Genomic DNA, 19,713 nt, shown 5'->3' on the forward strand with positions numbered 1-19,713 from the left:
CTTAGGCGGGGCCCGCTGGAGAAAACTTGTTCACAAGCCCAGCCGGTTTGTGAACACGAAAGCGCGCCGTTCCCGAGAGATATTGCTGGTCGTGTTCACAAACTACCCGGGTTTTGTGAACACCCCCGGGAAGAGGTGTCGCAGCTTTAGGCCGACTCTCGCGAGCCGATCAGGAAAGCCATCGTGGCGTCGGGCGGTTTGATAAACGAACGCTACACTCCAATCGTCTAAACCTCCCTAGTGCCGCATGGTCCTCCCGCAGTTTAGGAACTCACTCATGAAAATCGTTGCCTATATGTTCGCTATCGCGCTTTCGGGGTTCGTCTCGCTGGCGATCGCCGCTGACGACCCCATCAAGCAAGTTGACGCAGTTCAGCCCAAACCGGAAGCCTTTGCTAAAGCGACTCGCGCGAAGCCTCTCGAACTCAAGTCGAAGGAAGAAGCGGCCGAGTTCTTCGCCGCCGAACAGCTCGAATCGCTGCTGAAACAGGTCGATTTCGACAAGCAAACGGTCCTCGTCTTTGCCTGGAAAGGCTCTGGGCAAGACAAGCTCAGTCACTTGGTCGCCGAGTCGTTTCCCGAGCAGATCTTCTTCACCGTCACTCCCGGCCGCACCCGTGCCCGTGACCTGCGACCACACATGCAAGTGTACGTGCTGAAAAAGGGCGTCAAATGGAGTGTGAAGTAGGCAGGCTCAACAGATCTAACTTCTTCGCGAAGATAATGCCGATTGGACTTTTGCCAGCGAATGGCCGTGGTATAAATCAGCCGCAGTGAGTTTGCTGTTCCGATGTCGGACTGGCACCCTGAGTGAGTCGAACTGAGCAAGTCGAAACAAGGATTCGTGTATGGCGAAAGCGAAAGCGGCGGCACCTTCTGAACCATCCTCTTCATCAACCATGGGCATGGCTGGCGGCGCTGCGGCCGGTGCAGCAGCCGGCGCCTTGGTCGGCCCCGTGGGAGCCGCCGTGGGCGCGGTAATCGGCGGAATCGCCGGCGCGAATGCCAAGGCTATCGCGGCCTCGGAACCAGTGAAGTCGCTCGCTGCCTCCACCAAGAAGACGGCCAGCAAGGCCATGGCCAGCGCCAAGTCGATGACCAAAAAAGCCGTGAAGAAATCGACCAAGAAGGCTGCCCCCACCAAGGTTGCCCCGACCAAATCAGCTCCTAAAAAGGCCGTTGTGAAGAAAGGCATGCCGAAAAAGGCCGCCAAAGCGGCACCCAAGAAGACTGCAACGAAGCCCGCTGCTCCGAAGAAGACGGCCAAGAAAAAGAAGTAGTCCACTCGCCATCGCCTGCCACGTGATTGAGGGCAGATCGACCACGACGGTCAACTGAAAATGAGTTTCTCCGTCGGCCACGCCCCGTCACACTGGCGGGGCTTTTTCGTGCCCGGGCAGAATGGCTCATGTTGAAGAAGCTAGTCACCATTCAAGGTCACTGCGTTTTTCACGCCGCACGCTTTTGCTCGGGATTCTGCTTGCGGGACCGCTCGTTGCGCTCGCCGGAAAGCAATACATCGCCTGGCGAGAATGGCAAGAATCGCAGCTCAAGTTCAACCACTCCCCGATGAGTTCCCACATGCCCACCACTCGCTCAGCCCCTCCGCTCCTTGCCGCATTGCTGGTGACCATTTCCATTTCCATAGCCTACATCGGGAGCTACTTCGCGATGGTCGTGCCCGAAGGGGTTTTTGGCGAACCTTCGCCCTTAGACGGTTTTCAATTCTACGAAGGACGTTATAGGTTTGGTGCTGAATGGGCGGAATCTTTCTACTGGCCGCTAGAACAGATGGACCGCCAGCTAAGACAAGAGGCATGGCGCAAGGGTGAATGGTTTCATTGAGCAGTCAGATTAATCACCCAATTTCGCCCACTTCCGCAAGCCGCTAAGTCTCGCCGTGGAGACCCGCTTTTGGTACACTTAGAGATTCGGCGAAAGCCATAGGGGCCGCCGGATGTCGCTTCCGTTAACTTCCCGAGTGAGGGCGAGCTTTTTGGCTCGCCGCCAAAGCCATGACTGCCGCGAAGAAGCCTCGCACCATGTTCCAGAAGATCTGGGACAACCACGTCGTCCATGCTGAAGCGGGCAAGCAAACCATTCTTTATATCGACCTGCAACTGGTCCACGAAGTGACCAGCGCCCAAGCCTTCGAAGGGCTGCGTCTCGCGGGTCGCAAAGTCCGCCGACCCGAGCGGACGGTCGCCACACCCGATCACAACGTGCCGACCACGAACCGCAGCTTGCCGTTTACCGACCCGATTGCCAAGCAACAGGTCGAAACGCTCCGCAACAACTGCCAAGAGTTCGGCGTTAAGCTCTACGACATTCACGACAAGAACCAAGGCATCGTCCACGTCATTGGTCCCGAGCTCGGCCTTACCCAGCCAGGCATGACGATCGTCTGCGGCGATAGCCACACAGCGACACACGGAGCGTTCGGCGCGCTGGCCTTCGGCATCGGCACGAGCGAAGTCGAACACGTGCTGGCCACGCAAACGCTGCTGCAATCGCTGCCGAAGACGCTGGAACTGCGCGTCGATGGCTCTTTGGCCCGTGGTGTCACGGCCAAGGATCTCATTTTGTATCTCATCGGCCAGATCACGACCGACGGTGGTACCGGCTCGGTGATCGAATACACCGGCCAGGCCATTCGCGAATTGAACATGGAAGAGCGGATGACGGTCTGTAACATGTCGATCGAAGCGGGTGCCCGCGCCGGCATGATCGCCCCCGATGAAAAGACTTACGAGTACCTCAAGGGTCGCGATTTCGCTCCCAAGAATTACGAGGCAGCCGTCGCTCGTTGGAAAGAACTGCCGACCGATGCCGGGGCCACTTACGACAAGTCGCTTGTCTTCAAGGCAGCCGATATTTCGCCGCAAGTGACTTGGGGTACGAACCCCGGGCAAGTTGCCCCGGTCGTTGCCAAGGTACCGAGCCCGACCGATTATTCCGACGCTACCGATCAGCGAGCCTGCGATCAGGCTCTGAAATATATGGACCTGAAGGCCGGTACGCCGCTGACCGAAGTGAAGATCGACCGCGTGTTCATTGGTTCGTGCACCAACGGCCGCATTGGCGACCTGCGCGAAGCTGCCGCCGCGGTGAAGGGGCACCACGTCTCGGGGCATGTTCACGCGATGGTAGTTCCCGGCAGCGGTCTCGTGAAAGAGCAAGCCGAGAAGGAAGGCCTCGACCGGATCTTCCGCGACGCGGGCTTCGAATGGCGTGAAGCCGGCTGCAGCATGTGCCTGGCGATGAATCCCGACAAGCTTGAACCCGGCGAACGCTGTGCTTCGACCAGCAATCGCAACTTTGAAGGTCGTCAAGGCAAAGGTGGCCGCACTCACCTCGTCAGCCCCGCGATGGCCGCTGCCGCTGCTGTCGCCGGCCACTTTGTCGATATTCGCGAGTGGGATTACAATTCGTAGGTGAGCGGGAAGTGCGATGCCGAGATTCTACCGGGCCATGGTTCACGAGAACGAGATTCCAGTCGTGGGCTCCGGCAAGAACATGCTTGGTGTTCGCGTGCCGCCTGATCCCAACCCAGATATTCATCCTGATGACAGTGGAAATGTGCAGCCGGGTAACGGTGGCATGTCGGTCGCTCCTACTTGGCGAGACTTACCTCACTTTCTAGTTCCTAAGCGATTGAAGGAGTTGGCTCCGAAAGCTCGTGGTCGTAACGAGCTAGCGTGCTTCCGATTCGGCGAGGGGAGTTTTGCCGCGTCAGATGTGACAGAATGGTTGGTATTAAGGCCGGACAGCTCGATTCACGCGACTGTTCAACCGGGAAATTCGATGTTGCTGGCGGATTACCAGAATGCGATTGGCGATACTCGCGAAGGTTGGAACAAGGACGAGACCTGAGTTGTGATTGCAAATTTTACTATTGCTGACGCTGCATTTCAAAAGTCGGTCGAACTTTTGTTGCAGTTGCACCGATTGACTCTTGCGGGCCAAGATGAGACGGAAGCAGCGGATGCACTGCGCGATCAGATGGAGACGCCATGGTACGCCATGACTACTAAGGACCAGATCCGGGTGGATGCGTTATCTGCTGATCTGTACTCGATTCGCAAAGAAGAAACCCCTCTCCGAAGTACCTCGTCGGCGCCGGCAAATTTCGCAGCAGAAGTGCAAGCACTTACTGCAAAGGAAGATTGGGACGGCATTCTGGATCGAATCCGAGAGCATGAGTCATCGCTGGAAGGGCGCGATGTCGCCTATGTCCGCGGCCTGTGCTGGGCGCATCTGGGAGAGCCAAACGTCGCCATCGAGTTTCTCACGGAGGCCGGTCGACTGCGAGATTTAACGGAGTGGGAAGAAGTTCTCCTCCTGACATGTTTTGTCCGTGCAGGAAGAGCTTGCGATGCACTTGGCAGGGCACAAGAAATCCAAGGGATGTCCAGCAGTGATCCCCAGCTTTTACTGAAGGCCGCTGAGGTATTCTCCATGGCAGCCGAGGAATCGCCCTCTGAGCATGCTGCGGAATATCGACGAGCGGCGATTGACTGTGCGGAACGAGCTTTGCACCGACTGGAACTGGACAGTGAAACTCACACGTCATTTGCGGTGTCGGGGCTGTTTCATTTAGCAATGAACTTCGCTCAACTCGGCAACCACGACAAAGCGCTCGAAGCGTGCAGAAGATCGCTGGCTATTTCACCGGAGGATCCGGATACCTTGATGCTCCACGGCTTTCTAACCTTTGACAATTTTCCTGAGGCTCGCAGGGCTATTTTTTTTGAAAACAAACGAAGCCAGTTTGTCGGTGAGTCCTATGACCGATTACTGGCTATTCCTGGTTTTACTCCACTTTCCAATTAAGTTGCTATGCAAGCTTTCACTACTCATACCGGTCTGGTTGTCGCCATGGACCGGGCGAATGTCGATACCGATCAAATCATCCCGAAGCAGTTCCTGAAGCGAATCGAGCGGAGCGGCTACGGCCCGATGCTGTTCTTCGATTGGCGTTACCTCGGCGATGGTAAGACCGATGACCCGGCCTTCGAGCTGAACAAGCCCGAGGCGCAAGGTGCGACGGTGCTGCTGACACGCCGCAACTTTGGCTGCGGTTCGAGTCGCGAGCACGCCGTGTGGGCCATCGAGAATTATGGCTTTCGCGTCGTAATTGCGCCGACGTTCGCCGACATTTTCTACAACAACTGCTCGAAGAACGGCGTGCTGCCCATTCGCCTCAGCGAAGAGCAGGTCGAAGACCTGTTTCAACGGGCAGCGAAGCATCCCGGTTACAAACTGCACGTTGACTTGCAGAACTGCTCGGTGAAGGACGATTACGGCCTGAATCTCACGTTCGAAATTGACCCTTCGCGACAATTCAACATGATTCACGGGCTCGACGATATCGCCCTCACCCTCAAACATGCCGACAAGATCTCGGCCTTCGAAGCCAGTATGGTTTCGTAGCGATGGCAGGTGCCGGGCTGTGTTTTGGCCTAAGGCACAGCCACGGCGCTAGCTGATCACCTCGCTGGCTGATCTTGACTGGAATTGCCCGGCTTCGTAAGTTTCCGCACCAGCAGGATGCTGCGCGCGCCGGGTAGGACCATGGAAGGATTGCGAAATGGGCAGTTTGAGCAAGTTCAAGCGATCGGTGAGCGAGCAGATCTTTGGCCCTGCTCGCTTCTGCGCCGAAACTTGCCTGGTCTCTGACGAACTGCGCGTGGTCTACGCCTATATCCCCAAATCTGCCTGCACCAGCGTGAAGACGTGGCTGCTACGCCATGGTGGATTCTCGCCAGCAGTCGCGCGGCAATACGAAGCAGCCGAAGCTCGCGGCGAAAAAGGGCCCGATGCCCATACAGTGATGCGTGAGCAGTTTTCGCTGCAGCAGCGCTCACCCGCAGAAATTGAGCGCGTGCTGAGCGACCCCAGCTACTTCAAGTTCACCGTTGTACGACATCCGCTCCGGCGCTTGGTTTCGTCGTATCTCGATAAGATCGTGAAAGTGAAGACACCTGCCTACGATGTGATTGTCAGCGGGCAGGTCGCCGCGGGTTGCTTGAATACCGGCAACGTCGTGAATTGGCTGCGCGGTCTGCCGCTCGATAAGGAGCGGAGCCTCACGTTTCGTGAATTCGTTGCCAGCTTGCCGAAGCAGAACTTGGAAAAGCTCGATACTCACTTTCGCGAGCAAGATCGTCTGCTGCGTGGCATCGAGTTCGATGTGGTCTGCCAGATGGAAAATCTGGTGCAAGACTTTGCTGCGGTTCAGCGTCAGCTGAATGTCTCGCAGCCGCTCCCGATTCGCAACTCGGGCGACTATGCGATTGCCGATATCGCCGAATGCGTCGCCGACTGGCCGGCAGCCAGATTTCGTGATGGTCAGGCAGCTGACTGGAGCGGCTTTTACGACGCGGACCTCCTCGCGCAATGCGAGAAGTTCTATGCCCGTGACTTTGCTCGCTTCGGCTACGAATGCCGCTTGCCGGAACAGCGCCGCGCAGCTTGATGCTGGCTCCGTGGGGAATCGATTGCTAAGATTGGCAGCGTAACCAATGGTTGCCGCTGCAAATGTTCCCGCCACGTTCCCTGCCCCGCCTTCCGCAGAGGATTGTCATGAGCCTGGTTTCGCTGCTCTCGCGCGCCGTGTGCGCACTCATTGTGATGGGTCTTGTCGTTAGCCAATCCTCAGCCGAAACCAATTGGCCACGCTGGCGCGGGCCGCACGAAAACGGACACACCACCGATACCGATGTGCCGCTGAAGTGGAGCGAAGCGGATATTGCCTGGAAAACGGCACTGCCGGGAAGTGGGCAATCGTCGCCAGTCGTATGGGGAGACAAGATCTTCCTGACGGCAGCGCTCGAGAAAGGCAAAGAGCGAGTCGTCTTTTGTGTCTCGCGCACGGATGGCAAGATCCTCTGGCAACAGACCGCTTCGACGGGCGTTCCCGAACCGATTCACGCCATGAACAGTTGGGCTTCGTCCACCTGCGTGACCGATGGCGAGATCGTCGTCGCCTTCTTTGGTCGGGGTGGATTGCACGCCTACACGGTCGACGGCAAGCTCCTTTGGAAGAAGGATCTTGGGCAATTCGAAGGTCCCTGGGGAACTTCTGCATGTCCGATTCTGGTCGACAATCTGGTGATTCAGAATTGCGACGCCGATGTAAACGCCTATCTGATTGCTCTCGATAAGAAGACCGGCGCAGAGGTTTGGAAGACGAAACGCCGCGAACATCGAGGCTGGAGCACGCCGATTGTGATCAACAGCGGCAATCGTCGCGAGCTAGTCTTGAATGGTCACGAGGGCGTGCAAGGATACGATCCGTTGAGCGGCAAAGAGCTGTGGTTCTGCAAAGGTTTTGCGGGGCGAGGTGAACCCACTGTGACGCCCGCCGGCGGCTGGCTCTGCGTGGTGAACGGCCAACCCGGAGATTTTTACTGCGTGAAGCCGGGCGGCGATGGAGACGTTACCGCCACGCACATGGCCTGGCATACACCCCGCAAGAGCGGTCGCGATTGTCCTTCGCCGATTGTGATTGGCAAATTCATCATCGTTTGCAGCTTGGATGGCATCGCCAGTTGCTACGATGCCGTTGATGGGCACGTCTATTGGAAGGAGCGAATTGCGGGCAAGTTTAGCGCCTCGCCGATCGCTGCCAATGGTCGGGCTTACTTTCTGAACGAAGCGGGTAAGACGTACGCCATCGAGCCAGGCGAAGCGCTGAAGATTGTCGCCGAGAGTGAGATACCGGCTGGCAAAGACGAGATTTTTCGAGCCTCGCTGGCACCCGTCAAAGGTCAACTGTTTGTGCGCAGCACCACGACGCTGTACTGCATTGGCAAGAAGTGATTTCGCCAGGTATCCGGACGCGTCGGGCTGCTTATTTAAGGGGCAGTCGCAGGCAAAAGATGCTGCCCGGCTCGGCAGGCTGAAATTTCAATCGGCCTCCCAGATCGCGGGCTAATCGTTCGCAAAGGGCTAAGCCAAGACCGACGCCAGGTGCTGAATGCGCAGCGTCGTGAACCGATTTCGAGAAGGGGCGGAACAGTTTCTTGCGCCCCGCTGTGGAAATGCCGGGACCGAAATCGCGGACACAGAGCAGCAACTGGTCTCGCTGGCAAGTCACGGTGACTTCGATCTCTTTCTTCGCTGCGTGACAGGCATACTTGCAGGCATTGTCGACCAGGTTGAACAGGATCTGCTCAACCGCCTGGGGATCGGTCACCAGTGTTTGGTGGGCACACGAATCGGCATTCACGACGAGTTTCATCTCAGCCTGGCGAGCACGATCGGCGAGCCGCTCCTGGTGACGATCGAAAAGTTCATGCACGGCCACTTCGTGCCGGCGGCGACTCGGATTCGTCCGTTCCAGCCGAGCATACTGCAGCACGTTATCGACGAGATGTGCCAGGCGATCGGCTTCGACGCGCAACGTCTCCAGGTAATGTTGCCGCTGTTCCGCTTCGGGAACCATTCCGCCCGCCAGCATCTCGGCGTACATGCGAAACGTCGTGAGCGGCGTGCGCAGTTCGTGGGTCACGGCTGAGACAAACGAAGCTCGGCGTTCACTGAGCGTGACCACGCTTTGTAGGGTGATGGCAGCGGCAATGCTGACGATGAGCAGACAGCTCCAAGCGATGAGCAGCGACACACGAATCGGCGAAAAGGGTGCAGGCAAAACATTGGGCATCGGCACGGTGAGTTGCACGGGCAAACTGGCGAGGAGACGACTCAGCTTGATCGGCTCGGTGCTGGTGACGGGCGTCAGTTCCACATTCGGCAGCAGGTCGGCCACTTCGTCCTTCAACCGCTGTTGCAAAGCATCCCAGTCGAGCCAGCAACCTTGCACGCGCACCTGATTGCCGACCTGCACGCGGCGTGCAAGCAACAAACGACCACCAAGCCACAAGGGCTGACTCACCCCTTCCACCGCGGGCGTTGCCTCCGTCACCACGCGTTGGTTCAACCGTTGCTCGCTGACGGCTTTCTGCGCGAATGCTTGCAAGGCCGCATCTCGATTTTCGAGATCGTTGCCAGCGCGCGATTGCGACCTGCCCGAAAAACGGGGGCTCACTTGATTCGGCGTCTCGGCCTGAGTCAGTTGCTGGCCATCGCGTCCCGTAGGAAGCAGTTGCTGTTCGTAGCTGAAGTCGCTTTGCTGACGACCTTGCTGGCCAGTCGTTTGTCCCGGCCCGCGGGCCATCTGACTCGATTGCACCGGAGGTTCTGGGGCCTGGGGAGGCGGCAGTGGTTGCTGTGCGGGATTCTGACTTGGCGAGTTATTCTCCGGCTGAACTTGCTGCTGAGCGAGGTTGTTGCCATAAGCATTCGGCTGCGTGTAATTTCGGTTGTAGATCGGCGGATTCGTGCTGTTCTGGACCAAGTTGTTGCCGGCATTGTTATCGATAACCATGCCAGCCAGGGGCAATGTCTCCTGAGGCAACTGATCGGCGAGTGGCATGTCAGCCAGCACCAATTGCAGTTCATGCAAACGCTCAGCAGCGGCGGAAAGGGTCTGCTGCTGTGCGCCGTTTGCCAGCGCCCACGATGCATCTTTTGCTTCGGGAGCCTGGGGAGAGACCACGCAACCATCGGGCAGCACTTCGAAGTGCAACAGCACAAAGGGGGGCGGCTCGGCAACCAGAGGCGACAAGGTCTGCACCGGTAAGGGCGATTTGCTCGCACCTTTCGATGCTGGTTCTTCTTCGCCGAGCGTGGCGTAACGCGTGCGGTAGACAAAATCGGGGCGGGCGGCCTCTTGAGCGAGCAGGGGCGTCAGCAGTGCGTCCATTCGCCACAGTGCGCGACCAATATCTTGCTCCAACTCAGCCTGACGGCGCGCGAGCGCATTGGCCTGGTCGAGCTCCATTGCTTTGATGGTCAGCCAAGCGAAAGCGGGCAGGACCAGGGCCAGTCCCAATAAAAAGGTTGCCCAGTAGTGCCAAGGTCGTCGCATAGTAAAGCAAGCCTAAGAAGACGACAGTTCGGAATTGGCAAACATGTAGCCCTTGCCACGCACGGTTAACAGCACGCGAGGCTGAGCGGGATCATCACGCAACTTCTCGCGCAGGCGGACGATGTGCATATCGATGGTGCGCGTTGGTAGACCATCCGGATTGATTCGCCAGACGTTGGCGAGCAGCTCATCGCGCGAGATCGCGCGCTGCGGATGACTGGCCAGGTAACGCAACAGTTCTACTTCCCGCTCGGAGAGCTCTGTTCGCTCACCATTCTGGAAGCGAACTTCGCGACGAGCCAAATCGGCCGAACCACTCGGAAGCGCGATTTGTTCGACATCGCTCGGTCGTGCGGGGGAGCGGCGAAGCACCGCATCAACGCGAGCAAGAAGCTCTTTGACACTAAACGGTTTCACGACGTAGTCGTCGGCACCCGCGCGTAAGCCTTCGACTCGATCTTGCTCTTCACCGCGCGCGGTGAGGATGATCACAGGCTGAGTCGGACGAGTCGAGCGCACGGCTCGCAAAATATCGAGCCCCGAACAACCAGGCAGAACCAGATCGAGCAACAGCAGGTCGTACGATTGCTGCACGGCCATCTCGCGGCCGAGATCACCGTGCCCGGCTTGCAACACGGTAAAACCCACATAGCGCAGCGAATCGACAATGCCGCGGCGAATGGCAGCATCGTCTTCGACGGTCAAAATCGTGCGGGCATTCATCATTGCTTCCTGGGCGCACCACTCGGAGGCCACCAACATTCTAGCTGCCCCCGAGGGAGCGACGCTTCTGCAGTCGATTCTAGCTCCCCACATGCCAGCAGGGGGGTAACGCCTTTGTAACGACTGTTGCGAATTGGCGACGGAACAGCTGCGTGAGTTTTTCGCAGCACCCTGTTAGAATTTCTCCGTTAGAATGCTTTTTTGAACGAAAACTCTGCTCGCATTGCATCTCTGCCAGAACCATCAAGGATATTGCCGTGTTTGCTGCTCCCCGCTGGCTCGTCGCCTTGCTGATGCTGGTCGTGATTGGCCCGCTGTTGGGATGCCAAGAGGCGAGCATGAAATCGCTGGAATCGCGTCAGCAAAAGACGAAGGACTACAAGAATCGCAAGATTCTGGTTCCGTCGAAAAAGCCGAAGCCGGTTCAACCCAACCCGAACCTCAAGCGTCGCGAGCCCATCCAGAGTGACGCCAGCGACCTCGAACGCTCGTTTCAGGCCAGCCGGGCGACGGCCCTCATCACGGGCAAACCGGAAGAAGTTGCTATCCGGCGGATCAGTGCCGCCGTGCGAGCATCGCTCGACGTGGGCCCGACGTTAGTCGTCTGGATCATCGACCGCACGCCCAGTGCAAGCAAGCTGGTGACCGATGGCACCCAGGCCGCCAAAGCCATGTACGACTCGCCCGAGATTCGGCAGGCTACGGTCGGCGCCGAGCAAAACCTGCTCACAGCCGTCGTGATGTACGACGACCAGATCGAGTTCACACTCGATCCGCCTGTCAGTGATTGGCAAAAGGCGAAGGCCGCATTCGACCAGGTGAAGATTGCCGAGACGGGTAAGGAACTGACCTTCACCGCGATTCAACAGGCAATCGACAAGTACCTGCCCCTGCGGACGCAAGACAGGCGCGAGGTGATGTTTGTGGTCATCACCGATGAAGCCGGCAACGATGCGGACAAGGTGGATGGTCTCGCCGAGATCTTTAAAAAGAATGCAATTCCCGTTTACGTAATCGGTTCTCCGGCACCGTGGGGCCAGACGAATCCGTATCTAGTCGCGGGCGCAAAGTCGAAGGGGCCCGACGATGACACCTATCCCACGCATGGCCCGGAATCGGTCCTGTCGGAGCGCGTCAATATTGAGATGTGGGGCAATCAGTATGGCTCGCGCGAAAATCTCAGCATGATCGATTCGGGCTTCGGTCCTTTCGCGCTTGAGCGCCTGGCTCGGGCCAGTGGTGGCGAGTTCATCGCCATTCGTCCTCCGCTGGGAGGCCGTTATCAATACGGGGTGAGTGGCGTGGGGCATCGCTTCTGGCCCGATGGCAGCGAACTACGTTTCGATCCGAAGGTCGCGGCTAAGTACGCACCCGAGTACGTCTCGCAGGCTGACTATCAGCAGTTGCTCGCCAAGAACAAGGCCCGGCAAGCGCTCGTCGATGCAGCCAAGCTGGAACCGATCAGCATCGATGCGGTGCCGTCGCAGCGATTCGAAAAGAAGAACGAAGCACAAATGCAGCGGCAGCTGAACACCGCCCAGCAGTTTGCCGCGCGGCATTCGCCCAATGTCGATCAGCTTTACAACATCTTGAATGCCGGTGAAGGCGATCGCGATGCGCTCACCAGTCCGCGATTGCAGGCTGAGTTCGACTTGGCGATTGGCCGCACGCTCGCCGCCAAGGTGCGACTCGATGGCTACAACGCCATGCTCGCGGCGCTCAAGCGCGGCAAAAACTTTGAGAATGCCAACAGTCGCGAATGGCTGCTGGAGAATGGCACGACAATCGAGACAGGTAGTGCGATTCAAAAGATGTCCGAAAAAGCCATCATATATCTACAGCGGGTGAAGGACGAACACCCGGGTACACCCTGGGCGAAGATCGCCGAGCACGAACTGAACATTCCGCTGGGATGGGTGTGGAAGGAAGCGTAGGCGCAAATACCTCTCCGGGCGCTTACGCTTCCGGCTCAGAGAGTTCTCCCCACTCGCCGACAAACCGCCCGTCACACTTGGGGCAGCGAACCATCTTGCCGAGCCAATTGGCAAAGGTCTTCACCGTCGCGCCGCAATGTGGGCACGCGATCCGCAGCTTGGGTGGATCTTCGGCATTAATCTTCACGGCGGACTCGGGTACGCCCGACACGGCAATATCATCAGCCTCGAACGTCGTGAGTAGTTCCTTCGTCAGCGGAGCGATACTCGCCACGCGGTTGGCGAGTCTGCGAATCGACTGCTCAAACAGGTTGCGCACGAGCCGTCCATTGCCGAAATGCTCATCTCGCTCGTCGTGCAACCAGCGCAGAGCCAACAGCAGGCGAGCCTGTGCCGCGCCGACGACGCGATACTGATTCTGCTCGCAGAGTTTGCGAAAGATCTGCGAGAGTTCGCCAGGGCCATAGTCCACGAAGGTGAGATTGGTATTGATGCGCGAGGACAGGCCGGGATTGCTTTTGAGCAGCGCATCGAGCGGTTCGGGGTAGCCGGCGAGAATCACCGCCAGCCGATGACGATCGTCTTCCATGCGTTTGAGAAGAGCCTGCACCGCTTCCTGACCATACGGATCTTCGCGTCCCGCATTAACGAGGCTGTACGCTTCGTCAATGAAGAGCAGACCGCCAATTGCTTCGTCGATCTTGCGCTGAGTCTTGGGTCCCGTCTGACCGGCAAACTCGGCGACGAGTGCACTTCGATCGACTTCGACGAGATGACCTTTCTCGAGCAAGCCGAGTGCTGAGTAGATGCGACCGATGATGCGGGCCACGGTCGTTTTGCCGGTCCCGGGATTGCCGCGAAAGACGAGATGCAAACTGAGGGGCGTTTGCGGCAGACCCAACTCCTTGCGCTGGCGTTGTAACTGCAGCACATTGACCAGAGTGCGAACTTCTTGCTTGATGGCCGCCAGGCCGATCAGCGCATCGAGTTCGGCGAGCGCAGCGGCGATTTGCTCTTGAGGCGTGCCTGGCGGCTGCTCCAACTGTTTCACCGGCGTTGATGAGGCGCCGACGATGATGGGCTGCGAGTTCGCAAGGCGATCACGTTGCCGGGGAGTAGAATGGGCAGAAGGGTCTTCCAGCACATCATCAATGGGCATCAGCTTGAGATGCCGGTCGATTTCACCTTGAATCGTCCGCAGCATGCCGGCTTCGACGGGTGAAACCACGCCATCGGCTTTGGCGGTGAGATTGGCTAGTCGCATCACAATGGTTTCTAATTCACCCACGCGGCGTTGCAGCGGCGGCATCACATCGAATGGCCGTACCAGGCTGTACCAGTTTAGCGAACTGGCCTGTGTCATCACATGCGGGAGCACGTCGCGCACGCGAGATTCGTCCATCCCCTCTTGCCACGCGTGCGATAAAAGTCGAGCGGCCAGTTTCTGTTCGGCGGCACTACACACACGGTCGCTACTAGCGACCGCCGAGAAGATTTTCAGGAGCAGCCCGCGATGCAAGTTGTCGAGCAGTTCGATGTAGGCTTCAGGTTCTCTGGGAACGAGGTGCGGACATTCTTCCAAGCACAAATGGGCCGAGCTGACATACAACTCTCGGCACGCGAGCAGCGTTTGATCGAAGTCGTGACAGATATCGTCGAAGGTTGCGAGAGTCATACTTGGGAAGGCGGAGAGCGGCGTTAGACTTCGCCCGGCGGAGGTTGCGGGGACGGCACACCGGCCACGAGTACGTGCGAGCCGAGCGCTTCGCGCAGCGGATCGTCCGCAGGATCGCAAAAGCCCATGTGCATGTGCCGTCGCCAGCCCTCAGCATACTCGAAGACGCACGACATGCGTCCCACTTCCGCATCAAGTCCAGTGAGCGTATCTAAATACGAATCGAGCCCCTGGCTCTCGTCGAGCCACGCCTTTTGGCTGACATGCAACGACAACCATTGACGTTTGTGCTCTTTCAGGCTCGTCACATCGACCATCAGCTTGGGCTCAACGAGATTTCCCAGCGGATCGCGGTGCGAGTAAGGCTGCGCGTGATAGACGGTCACTTTGCCCTCGACCGGCGTGCGCACGGGGTCCGTCACAAAGTTGGGCATGCCGCGAGTGAAGGCGGCCGTGGTTGCCAGACGGCAAGTGTTCGTGTGATCTTCCATGTAATCGACCGGCGCGTGCGTGAGGACGATCGACGGCGATACCTCTCGAATGACCGCCGCGACGCGGGCCAGCGTGGGCTTGTCATAGAAAATGCTCAGGTCATCGCAGATGCTGTCGTGAAAGATGGCTCCCATGGCTGCTGCAGCAGCCATTCCCTCTTCGCGCCGCATACGGGCGATGGTTGGCACGTCGTACTGCGTCGTCCCGCAGCAGCCATTGGCTAGGTTCCAATAGTGCGTTTCGTATCCTGCGGCTTTCAATCGCGCGAGCGTCCCCGCCATCAAGAATTCGATATCGTCCGGGTGGGCCGCAATGGCAATGGCAGTTTTGGTCATGGTGATTCCTCTGCGGCATTGTATTGAATTTTGTCCGTTCGAAATGAAGGAACAAAGGCACGGGCAGCAAAAATCGTGGTGCGGCGTGCAAGAGGCGCAACGGTGGCTTACGATAGATACCGCGCGGATGTTGCTGCGCGTGAGTGGATAGTTTGTTCCTAGTTTCTCAGGTAATCTCGCACATGAACCGAAGTCTCTCCGTAATGATGGTGGCGTTGCTGGCCCTGTGCAGCGCGGGTGTGGTGGTTGGCCAAGATAAGCCCGAACCGAAGACCAGCGGCTATCGCCTGCTGATGATCACGCAAAGCGCGGGCTTCAAGCACGGCAGCGTGAACCGCAAGGAGGCCAAGTTGTCTCCGGCTGAGCAAGCGATCACTGAGCTCGGTATCAAGAGCAATCTGTTTCGCGCCGATTGCAGCCAGGATGCCGCCAAGGATTTCACGAAAGAGAACCTGCAGAACTACGACATCGTCCTCTTCTACACGACCGGCAATCTGCCGATCAAACCGGAAGATCTCGATTACTTCTTCAAAGAATGGCTGACGAAGAAGGGGCACGGCTTTATCGGTACCCACTCGGCCGCAGATACGTACCACAATTATCAGCCTTACTGGGACATGATCGGCGGCACATTCAACGGGCATCCTTGGGGCTCCGGCGACACCGTCACCGTTAGCGTGCACGATACGAAGCACCCGGTCAGCAAGCCTTGGGGGGAAGAGTTCTCGATCAAGGACGAAATCTATCGCTTTAAGAATTGGCAGCCCGACAAGGTACGCGTGCTGATGAGCCTGAACATGGCCAAGTCAGCGAACAAGATCGATGAGCAGTTGAAGAACCAAGCCAACGATCTGGAAAAGAAAGGTAAGCCGGAAGAGGCCGCCAAGGTCCGGGCACGAATCGGCGAAGGCCCGTACCATGTGCCAATTGCCTGGGTAAAGAACTATGGTGAAGGCAAGGCCATGCACATGAGCCTGGGTCACAACGAAGCGGTGTGGGCCGACGAGCGCTATATGGATTCACTCCTTGCTGGTATCAAGTGGGAATTGAACCTGGTCGACGGCGATGCGACGCCGAATCCAGATGTGTCGGCCGAGCAAGAGAAGAAGTCGAAGGCCGAGGCGATCGAGAAAAACAAATAGCAAAGCGTTGACGCGACGTAGTTGCGAATCAACTTTGACAAAAGAACTTCCACAGCACGATCCGCGAGTTACAAAACTGGCCGTGTCGCTTGCTGTGGTCGTTCATTTGTTCGCGGTCGTGGCCGTGATTGCAGCGACTTGGACCGATGCTGCTGACTTGTTTCAAGCGGCCATGCTTTTGGGTTTCAATTTACTCATCACCGCCGGTCAGATTCTGAGCGTCCTAACTGGCCACTTTACTTCCAAGCGAAACTCTGTTTCTCGCATCAGGCAGCCGATCGAGTTCTGGATTTCGTATTGGATCTGGATTGTCGTGCCACTGGTCGCCAGCATCTTGCTTCTGCTGGGATACGCCAACAAAAGTGATTGAGATTGGGGCGAGCCGCAGCGAAACGCTCAATCAGGGGGCCTTTCACAAACCGGGGCAGTTTGTGAACAGCACCCTCCGTATTCCTCGGGTGCGGCGCGCGTCCGTGTTCACAAACCCGGCGGATTGTGAATGAGTTTTGTTTGAACTGGATTCGCCAGCTCCGACTTACGCCGACCTAACTCTTGGCCACTCACTTCGCGCTGCGCGGGATCTCGCGCAGCCAGACATTGCGCCAGCGGATCTCGCCGCCGTGTGTCTGCAGTTGGATGGGCCCCTCACTGAGGAGCGGCTTGGTTTTGTCGAAGTAGTTGATGAGGGGAGCCTGATCGACGACGAGCTTGTCGTTGAGGTACACGGTCACCAGGTCGCTAACCATCGTGATGCGGAAGGCATTCCATTCACCAAAGGGCTTGTCCGCAAAGACGAGCGGGATCTTGCCCTTGCCCGTATTGTTGAAGAGGCCGCCGGAGCCTTTGTCGGCCTGGCGATCCCATTTGCCACCTTCCTTGGTGTAGTCCCAAATCTGCACCTGCGGGATGCCGCGCAGATAAACGCCCGAGTCGGCCTTGGCGACTGTCTTGTATTCGAGGCGAAGCTCGAAATCTCCGTAGCTCTTGTCGGTCGTCAGGTAGAGGCCTTTGCCATCGTTGACAAGCTCCCCGTTCTCGACGGTCCAGTGCATGTTGATATCTGCGAGTGTCTTCTTGTCGGCTTCGGCTCGATCCTCGGGGGACAAGGCGAGCCGCTTAAGCGGATCCTCGGTCTTGCCGCCGTGCCAACCGGTCAGGTCTTTGCCGTTGAAGATCGCGACAAAGCCCTCAGGTGGCTGCGCAGGTGAATCGGCCGCGAATGCGGAAATTGACAGCAGGAAGCCGAACAGAAGGGCGAAAAAGGCCCAGCGAACCGACATGGTGGGAGTCTCCAAACAGGAAGGAAGTACAAGCGAGACTGCAGCCATGATCGTAGGTGGCACGCCTCAGAGCAAGACACTTCGCGGGAAACGAACACCGTAGTGCCCTTGCCCACCCAGGACAGGACCCGATGATTAACGGAGGCGCATTTAGCGCCGTCCTATTCTTCGGAAGACCACGATGACGATTGCCAGCAGCAGCCAGCGATTCAAAGACTACCGGCAAAAGGTGCGAGCGAGAAATCTCGGCCAGGCTGCGGTCGATGCTGAGGATGACTCGGAGAAGAAAACCAAACGGACTCGTTCGTTCGGTCAATTGCTGCGTGAATTTCTAGTACTGCTGCGCGGGCATCGATTGCCAGTTGCCATTGCTCTGGCGACCTTAACCCTGGCGACGCTGCTGCAATTGGTACCGCCATTGGCAACCAAGCTGGTCATCGACAATATCCTCACCAACAAGCCGTTACCGGACTGGTGGAGCCAAGAGTGGCAGCTGCCGACCGATCGCTATCAGCTGCTGTACTTGGTCGGCGCTGTCGTCGTCGGCGTCTCGCTGCTGACATCGGTGGTCTCTCTCACCGGGCGTTGGTTGGCGACGAAGACCGTCAATCGCTTGCACGTCGCCATTCGAAGGCGTGTCTTTGCGCATGCGGTTCGCTTGCCGCTGCACCGCGTGTATCAGTTGAAATCTGGCGGAGCGACGAGTCTGCTGCGCGATGATGCCGGCGGGATTTCGGAACTGGTCTTCAGCATGATCTACAACCCGTGGCGGGCAGTCATTCAGTTGATTGGCAGTTTGCTGGTGCTGACCTGGGTTGATTGGCGAATGACGATGGGGGGCCTGCTGCTACTGCCAGCCGTGTATGTGACGCATCGCACCTGGATCAGCAGAATCCGGCCGCTGTATCGGGATATTCGCTCGCTGCGGCAAGACATTGACGGGCAAACCACCGAGGCCTTTGGCGGCATTCGCATCGTCCGCACCTATGGTCGCGAACGGAACGAAACACACCGCTACGTGACCGGCAATCACTTGATGGCGAGACAGCAGTTGTTCGTGTGGTGGTGGACGCGAATCATTGAGCTGATCTGGGATGTCATGATTCCGCTCTCGTCGATCGCCCTGTTGATTTACGGCGGCTCGCAGGTGTTGCAAGGCAGACTGACGATCGGCGACGTCACCATGTTCCTTGTCTATTTGACGATGCTGCTGGGACCGTTGGAAACGCTGGCCAATAGTGCAACGACGTTTCAGAATAACCTCGCTGGGCTGGATCGCGTGCTGGACTTGCTGGGCGAACCACTCGAGACGGCTCACACGCCGCCGACGGCAGCGTTAAGCGCCGGTGCCGTTCAGGGACGCATTGAGTTTCGCGATGTTTCGTTTCAGTATCCCGCAGCCAAGCAAGCAGCGGTTCAAGACATTAACTTGGAGATTGCGCCCGGTAGTGTCGTGGCCCTCGTTGGCCGGAGCGGGGCAGGTAAAACGACGCTCTGCAATCTAGTCGCCCGGTTTTACGATCCCACGGCGGGGAGCATTTATCTTGATGGTCGCGACCTGCGTTCGCTGCCTGTCGACGACTACCGAGGTCTGCTGGGAATCGTCGAGCAGGATGTGTTTCTGTTCGATGGCAGCATTGCGGACAACATTGGCTACGCGTCGCGAAGTGCGACCATGGAGCAAGTTCAAGAGGCGGCGGTGGCAGCCAATGCCCACGAGTTTATATGTGAACTCGAGAAAGGATACGAGACACTTATCGGCGAGCGCGGTGTGCGTTTGAGCGGTGGTCAGCGGCAACGCCTGGCGATTGCGCGGGCCTTGCTGGCCAATCCGAGGATCCTGATTCTGGATGAAGCGACCAGCAATCTTGATTCCGAGAGCGAACGACTCATCCACCAAAGTCTCGAAAGACTGATGCGGGGCCGATCGTCGCTGGTGATTGCTCACCGTCTGAGCACCATCGCCCGAGCTGACAAGATCGTCGTGCTTGAGCAAGGGCGAGTTGTGGAAACGGGCACTCATGTCGAATTGCTCGCCCGGAGCGGCCGTTACCGGCAAATGGTGGAGTCGCAAATGACCGCCGACCACTAGAGAGACTATCGCACCAAAGCTGGAACGGCATAATCGGACAAATTGGCATGACCGGCCCAAGATCGCATGCGAAATCTTGACCAGGGAAGCGACCAGACGCGAGTGATTT

General features: G+C 57.9%; 18 protein-coding genes. 13 read left to right on the forward strand and 5 right to left on the reverse strand.

Annotation, left to right across the window (positions count from 1 at the left end):
* The first annotated feature begins 277 nt into the window (after positions 1-277).
* The 9 genes from NA78x_RS22345 to NA78x_RS22385 all read left to right on the forward strand — a co-directional run bounded on the left by NA78x_RS22345 (position 278) and on the right by NA78x_RS22385 (position 7,824).
* The gene (locus NA78x_RS22345; protein WP_425614599.1) at positions 278-688 is read left to right on the forward strand and encodes a hypothetical protein; all 411 of its coding nucleotides are present in this window, start codon (positions 278-280) and stop codon (positions 686-688) included.
* A gap of 160 nt (positions 689-848) precedes the next feature.
* On the forward strand, positions 849-1,280 hold the full coding sequence (locus NA78x_RS22350) for a hypothetical protein (RefSeq protein ID WP_425614600.1): 432 nt from the start codon (positions 849-851) through the stop codon (positions 1,278-1,280).
* A gap of 121 nt (positions 1,281-1,401) precedes the next feature.
* Positions 1,402-1,845: a hypothetical protein gene (locus tag NA78x_RS22355; RefSeq protein WP_425614601.1), complete on the forward strand. Its 444-nt coding sequence runs from the start codon at positions 1,402-1,404 to the stop codon at positions 1,843-1,845.
* A gap of 170 nt (positions 1,846-2,015) precedes the next feature.
* Positions 2,016-3,434, forward strand: coding sequence for a 3-isopropylmalate dehydratase large subunit (gene leuC, locus NA78x_RS22360; protein ID WP_425614602.1), 1,419 nt, complete (start codon positions 2,016-2,018; stop codon positions 3,432-3,434).
* Positions 3,435-3,450: 16 nt separating this feature from the next.
* Positions 3,451-3,873, forward strand: a complete 423-nt coding sequence (locus NA78x_RS22365) for a hypothetical protein (RefSeq protein WP_425614603.1) — start codon at positions 3,451-3,453, stop codon at positions 3,871-3,873.
* A gap of 3 nt (positions 3,874-3,876) precedes the next feature.
* Complete coding sequence (locus tag NA78x_RS22370; RefSeq protein ID WP_425614604.1) at positions 3,877-4,833, forward strand: tetratricopeptide repeat protein; 957 nt, start codon at positions 3,877-3,879, stop codon at positions 4,831-4,833.
* Between the two features lie 6 nt (positions 4,834-4,839).
* Positions 4,840-5,433 carry a 3-isopropylmalate dehydratase small subunit gene (leuD, locus tag NA78x_RS22375; RefSeq protein WP_425614605.1) on the forward strand — a complete coding sequence of 198 codons (594 nt, stop codon included), beginning with the start codon at positions 4,840-4,842 and terminating at the stop codon, positions 5,431-5,433.
* 157 nt (positions 5,434-5,590) lie between these two features.
* On the forward strand, positions 5,591-6,478 hold the full coding sequence (locus NA78x_RS22380; protein WP_425614606.1) for a sulfotransferase family 2 domain-containing protein: 888 nt from the start codon (positions 5,591-5,593) through the stop codon (positions 6,476-6,478).
* A gap of 107 nt (positions 6,479-6,585) precedes the next feature.
* Complete coding sequence (locus NA78x_RS22385; protein ID WP_425614607.1) at positions 6,586-7,824, forward strand: PQQ-binding-like beta-propeller repeat protein; 1,239 nt, start codon at positions 6,586-6,588, stop codon at positions 7,822-7,824.
* 31 nt (positions 7,825-7,855) lie between these two features.
* Here the strand turns inward: NA78x_RS22385 and NA78x_RS22390 are convergent, their stop codons facing one another.
* The gene (locus NA78x_RS22390) at positions 7,856-9,931 is read right to left on the reverse strand and encodes a sensor histidine kinase (RefSeq protein ID WP_425614608.1); all 2,076 of its coding nucleotides are present in this window, start codon (positions 9,929-9,931) and stop codon (positions 7,856-7,858) included.
* A gap of 12 nt (positions 9,932-9,943) precedes the next feature.
* Positions 9,944-10,654 carry a response regulator transcription factor gene (locus tag NA78x_RS22395; RefSeq protein WP_425614609.1) on the reverse strand — a complete coding sequence of 237 codons (711 nt, stop codon included), beginning with the start codon at positions 10,652-10,654 and terminating at the stop codon, positions 9,944-9,946.
* A 257-nt stretch (positions 10,655-10,911) separates the two neighbouring features.
* Between NA78x_RS22395 and NA78x_RS22400 the strand changes: the two genes are divergently transcribed.
* Positions 10,912-12,588 carry a hypothetical protein gene (locus NA78x_RS22400; RefSeq protein ID WP_425614610.1) on the forward strand — a complete coding sequence of 559 codons (1,677 nt, stop codon included), beginning with the start codon at positions 10,912-10,914 and terminating at the stop codon, positions 12,586-12,588.
* Between the two features lie 22 nt (positions 12,589-12,610).
* Here the strand turns inward: NA78x_RS22400 and NA78x_RS22405 are convergent, their stop codons facing one another.
* Together NA78x_RS22405 and NA78x_RS22410 are read right to left on the reverse strand one after the other, a co-directional pair.
* Complete coding sequence (locus NA78x_RS22405) at positions 12,611-14,263, reverse strand: AAA family ATPase (RefSeq protein ID WP_425614611.1); 1,653 nt, start codon at positions 14,261-14,263, stop codon at positions 12,611-12,613.
* 23 nt (positions 14,264-14,286) lie between these two features.
* The gene (locus NA78x_RS22410; RefSeq protein WP_425614612.1) at positions 14,287-15,090 is read right to left on the reverse strand and encodes a PIG-L deacetylase family protein; all 804 of its coding nucleotides are present in this window, start codon (positions 15,088-15,090) and stop codon (positions 14,287-14,289) included.
* Positions 15,091-15,272: 182 nt separating this feature from the next.
* Between NA78x_RS22410 and NA78x_RS22415 the strand changes: the two genes are divergently transcribed.
* Both NA78x_RS22415 and NA78x_RS22420 read left to right on the forward strand, forming a co-directional pair.
* A complete protein-coding gene (locus tag NA78x_RS22415; RefSeq protein ID WP_425614613.1) occupies positions 15,273-16,232 on the forward strand; it encodes a ThuA domain-containing protein in 960 nt (319 codons plus the stop codon).
* An 82-nt stretch (positions 16,233-16,314) separates the two neighbouring features.
* Complete coding sequence (locus NA78x_RS22420) at positions 16,315-16,602, forward strand: hypothetical protein (RefSeq protein WP_425614614.1); 288 nt, start codon at positions 16,315-16,317, stop codon at positions 16,600-16,602.
* 190 nt (positions 16,603-16,792) lie between these two features.
* Here NA78x_RS22420 and NA78x_RS22425 read toward each other — a convergent pair whose 3' ends face one another.
* Positions 16,793-17,512, reverse strand: a complete 720-nt coding sequence (locus tag NA78x_RS22425; RefSeq protein ID WP_425614615.1) for a 3-keto-disaccharide hydrolase — start codon at positions 17,510-17,512, stop codon at positions 16,793-16,795.
* A gap of 181 nt (positions 17,513-17,693) precedes the next feature.
* Here NA78x_RS22425 and NA78x_RS22430 point away from each other — a divergent pair, with 181 nt between their 5' ends.
* Positions 17,694-19,604 carry an ABC transporter ATP-binding protein gene (locus NA78x_RS22430; protein WP_425614616.1) on the forward strand — a complete coding sequence of 637 codons (1,911 nt, stop codon included), beginning with the start codon at positions 17,694-17,696 and terminating at the stop codon, positions 19,602-19,604.
* Positions 19,605-19,713: the final 109 nt, after the last annotated feature.

This window comes from Anatilimnocola aquadivae (assembly GCF_049819085.1).
GTDB lineage: Bacteria > Planctomycetota > Planctomycetia > Pirellulales > Pirellulaceae > Anatilimnocola.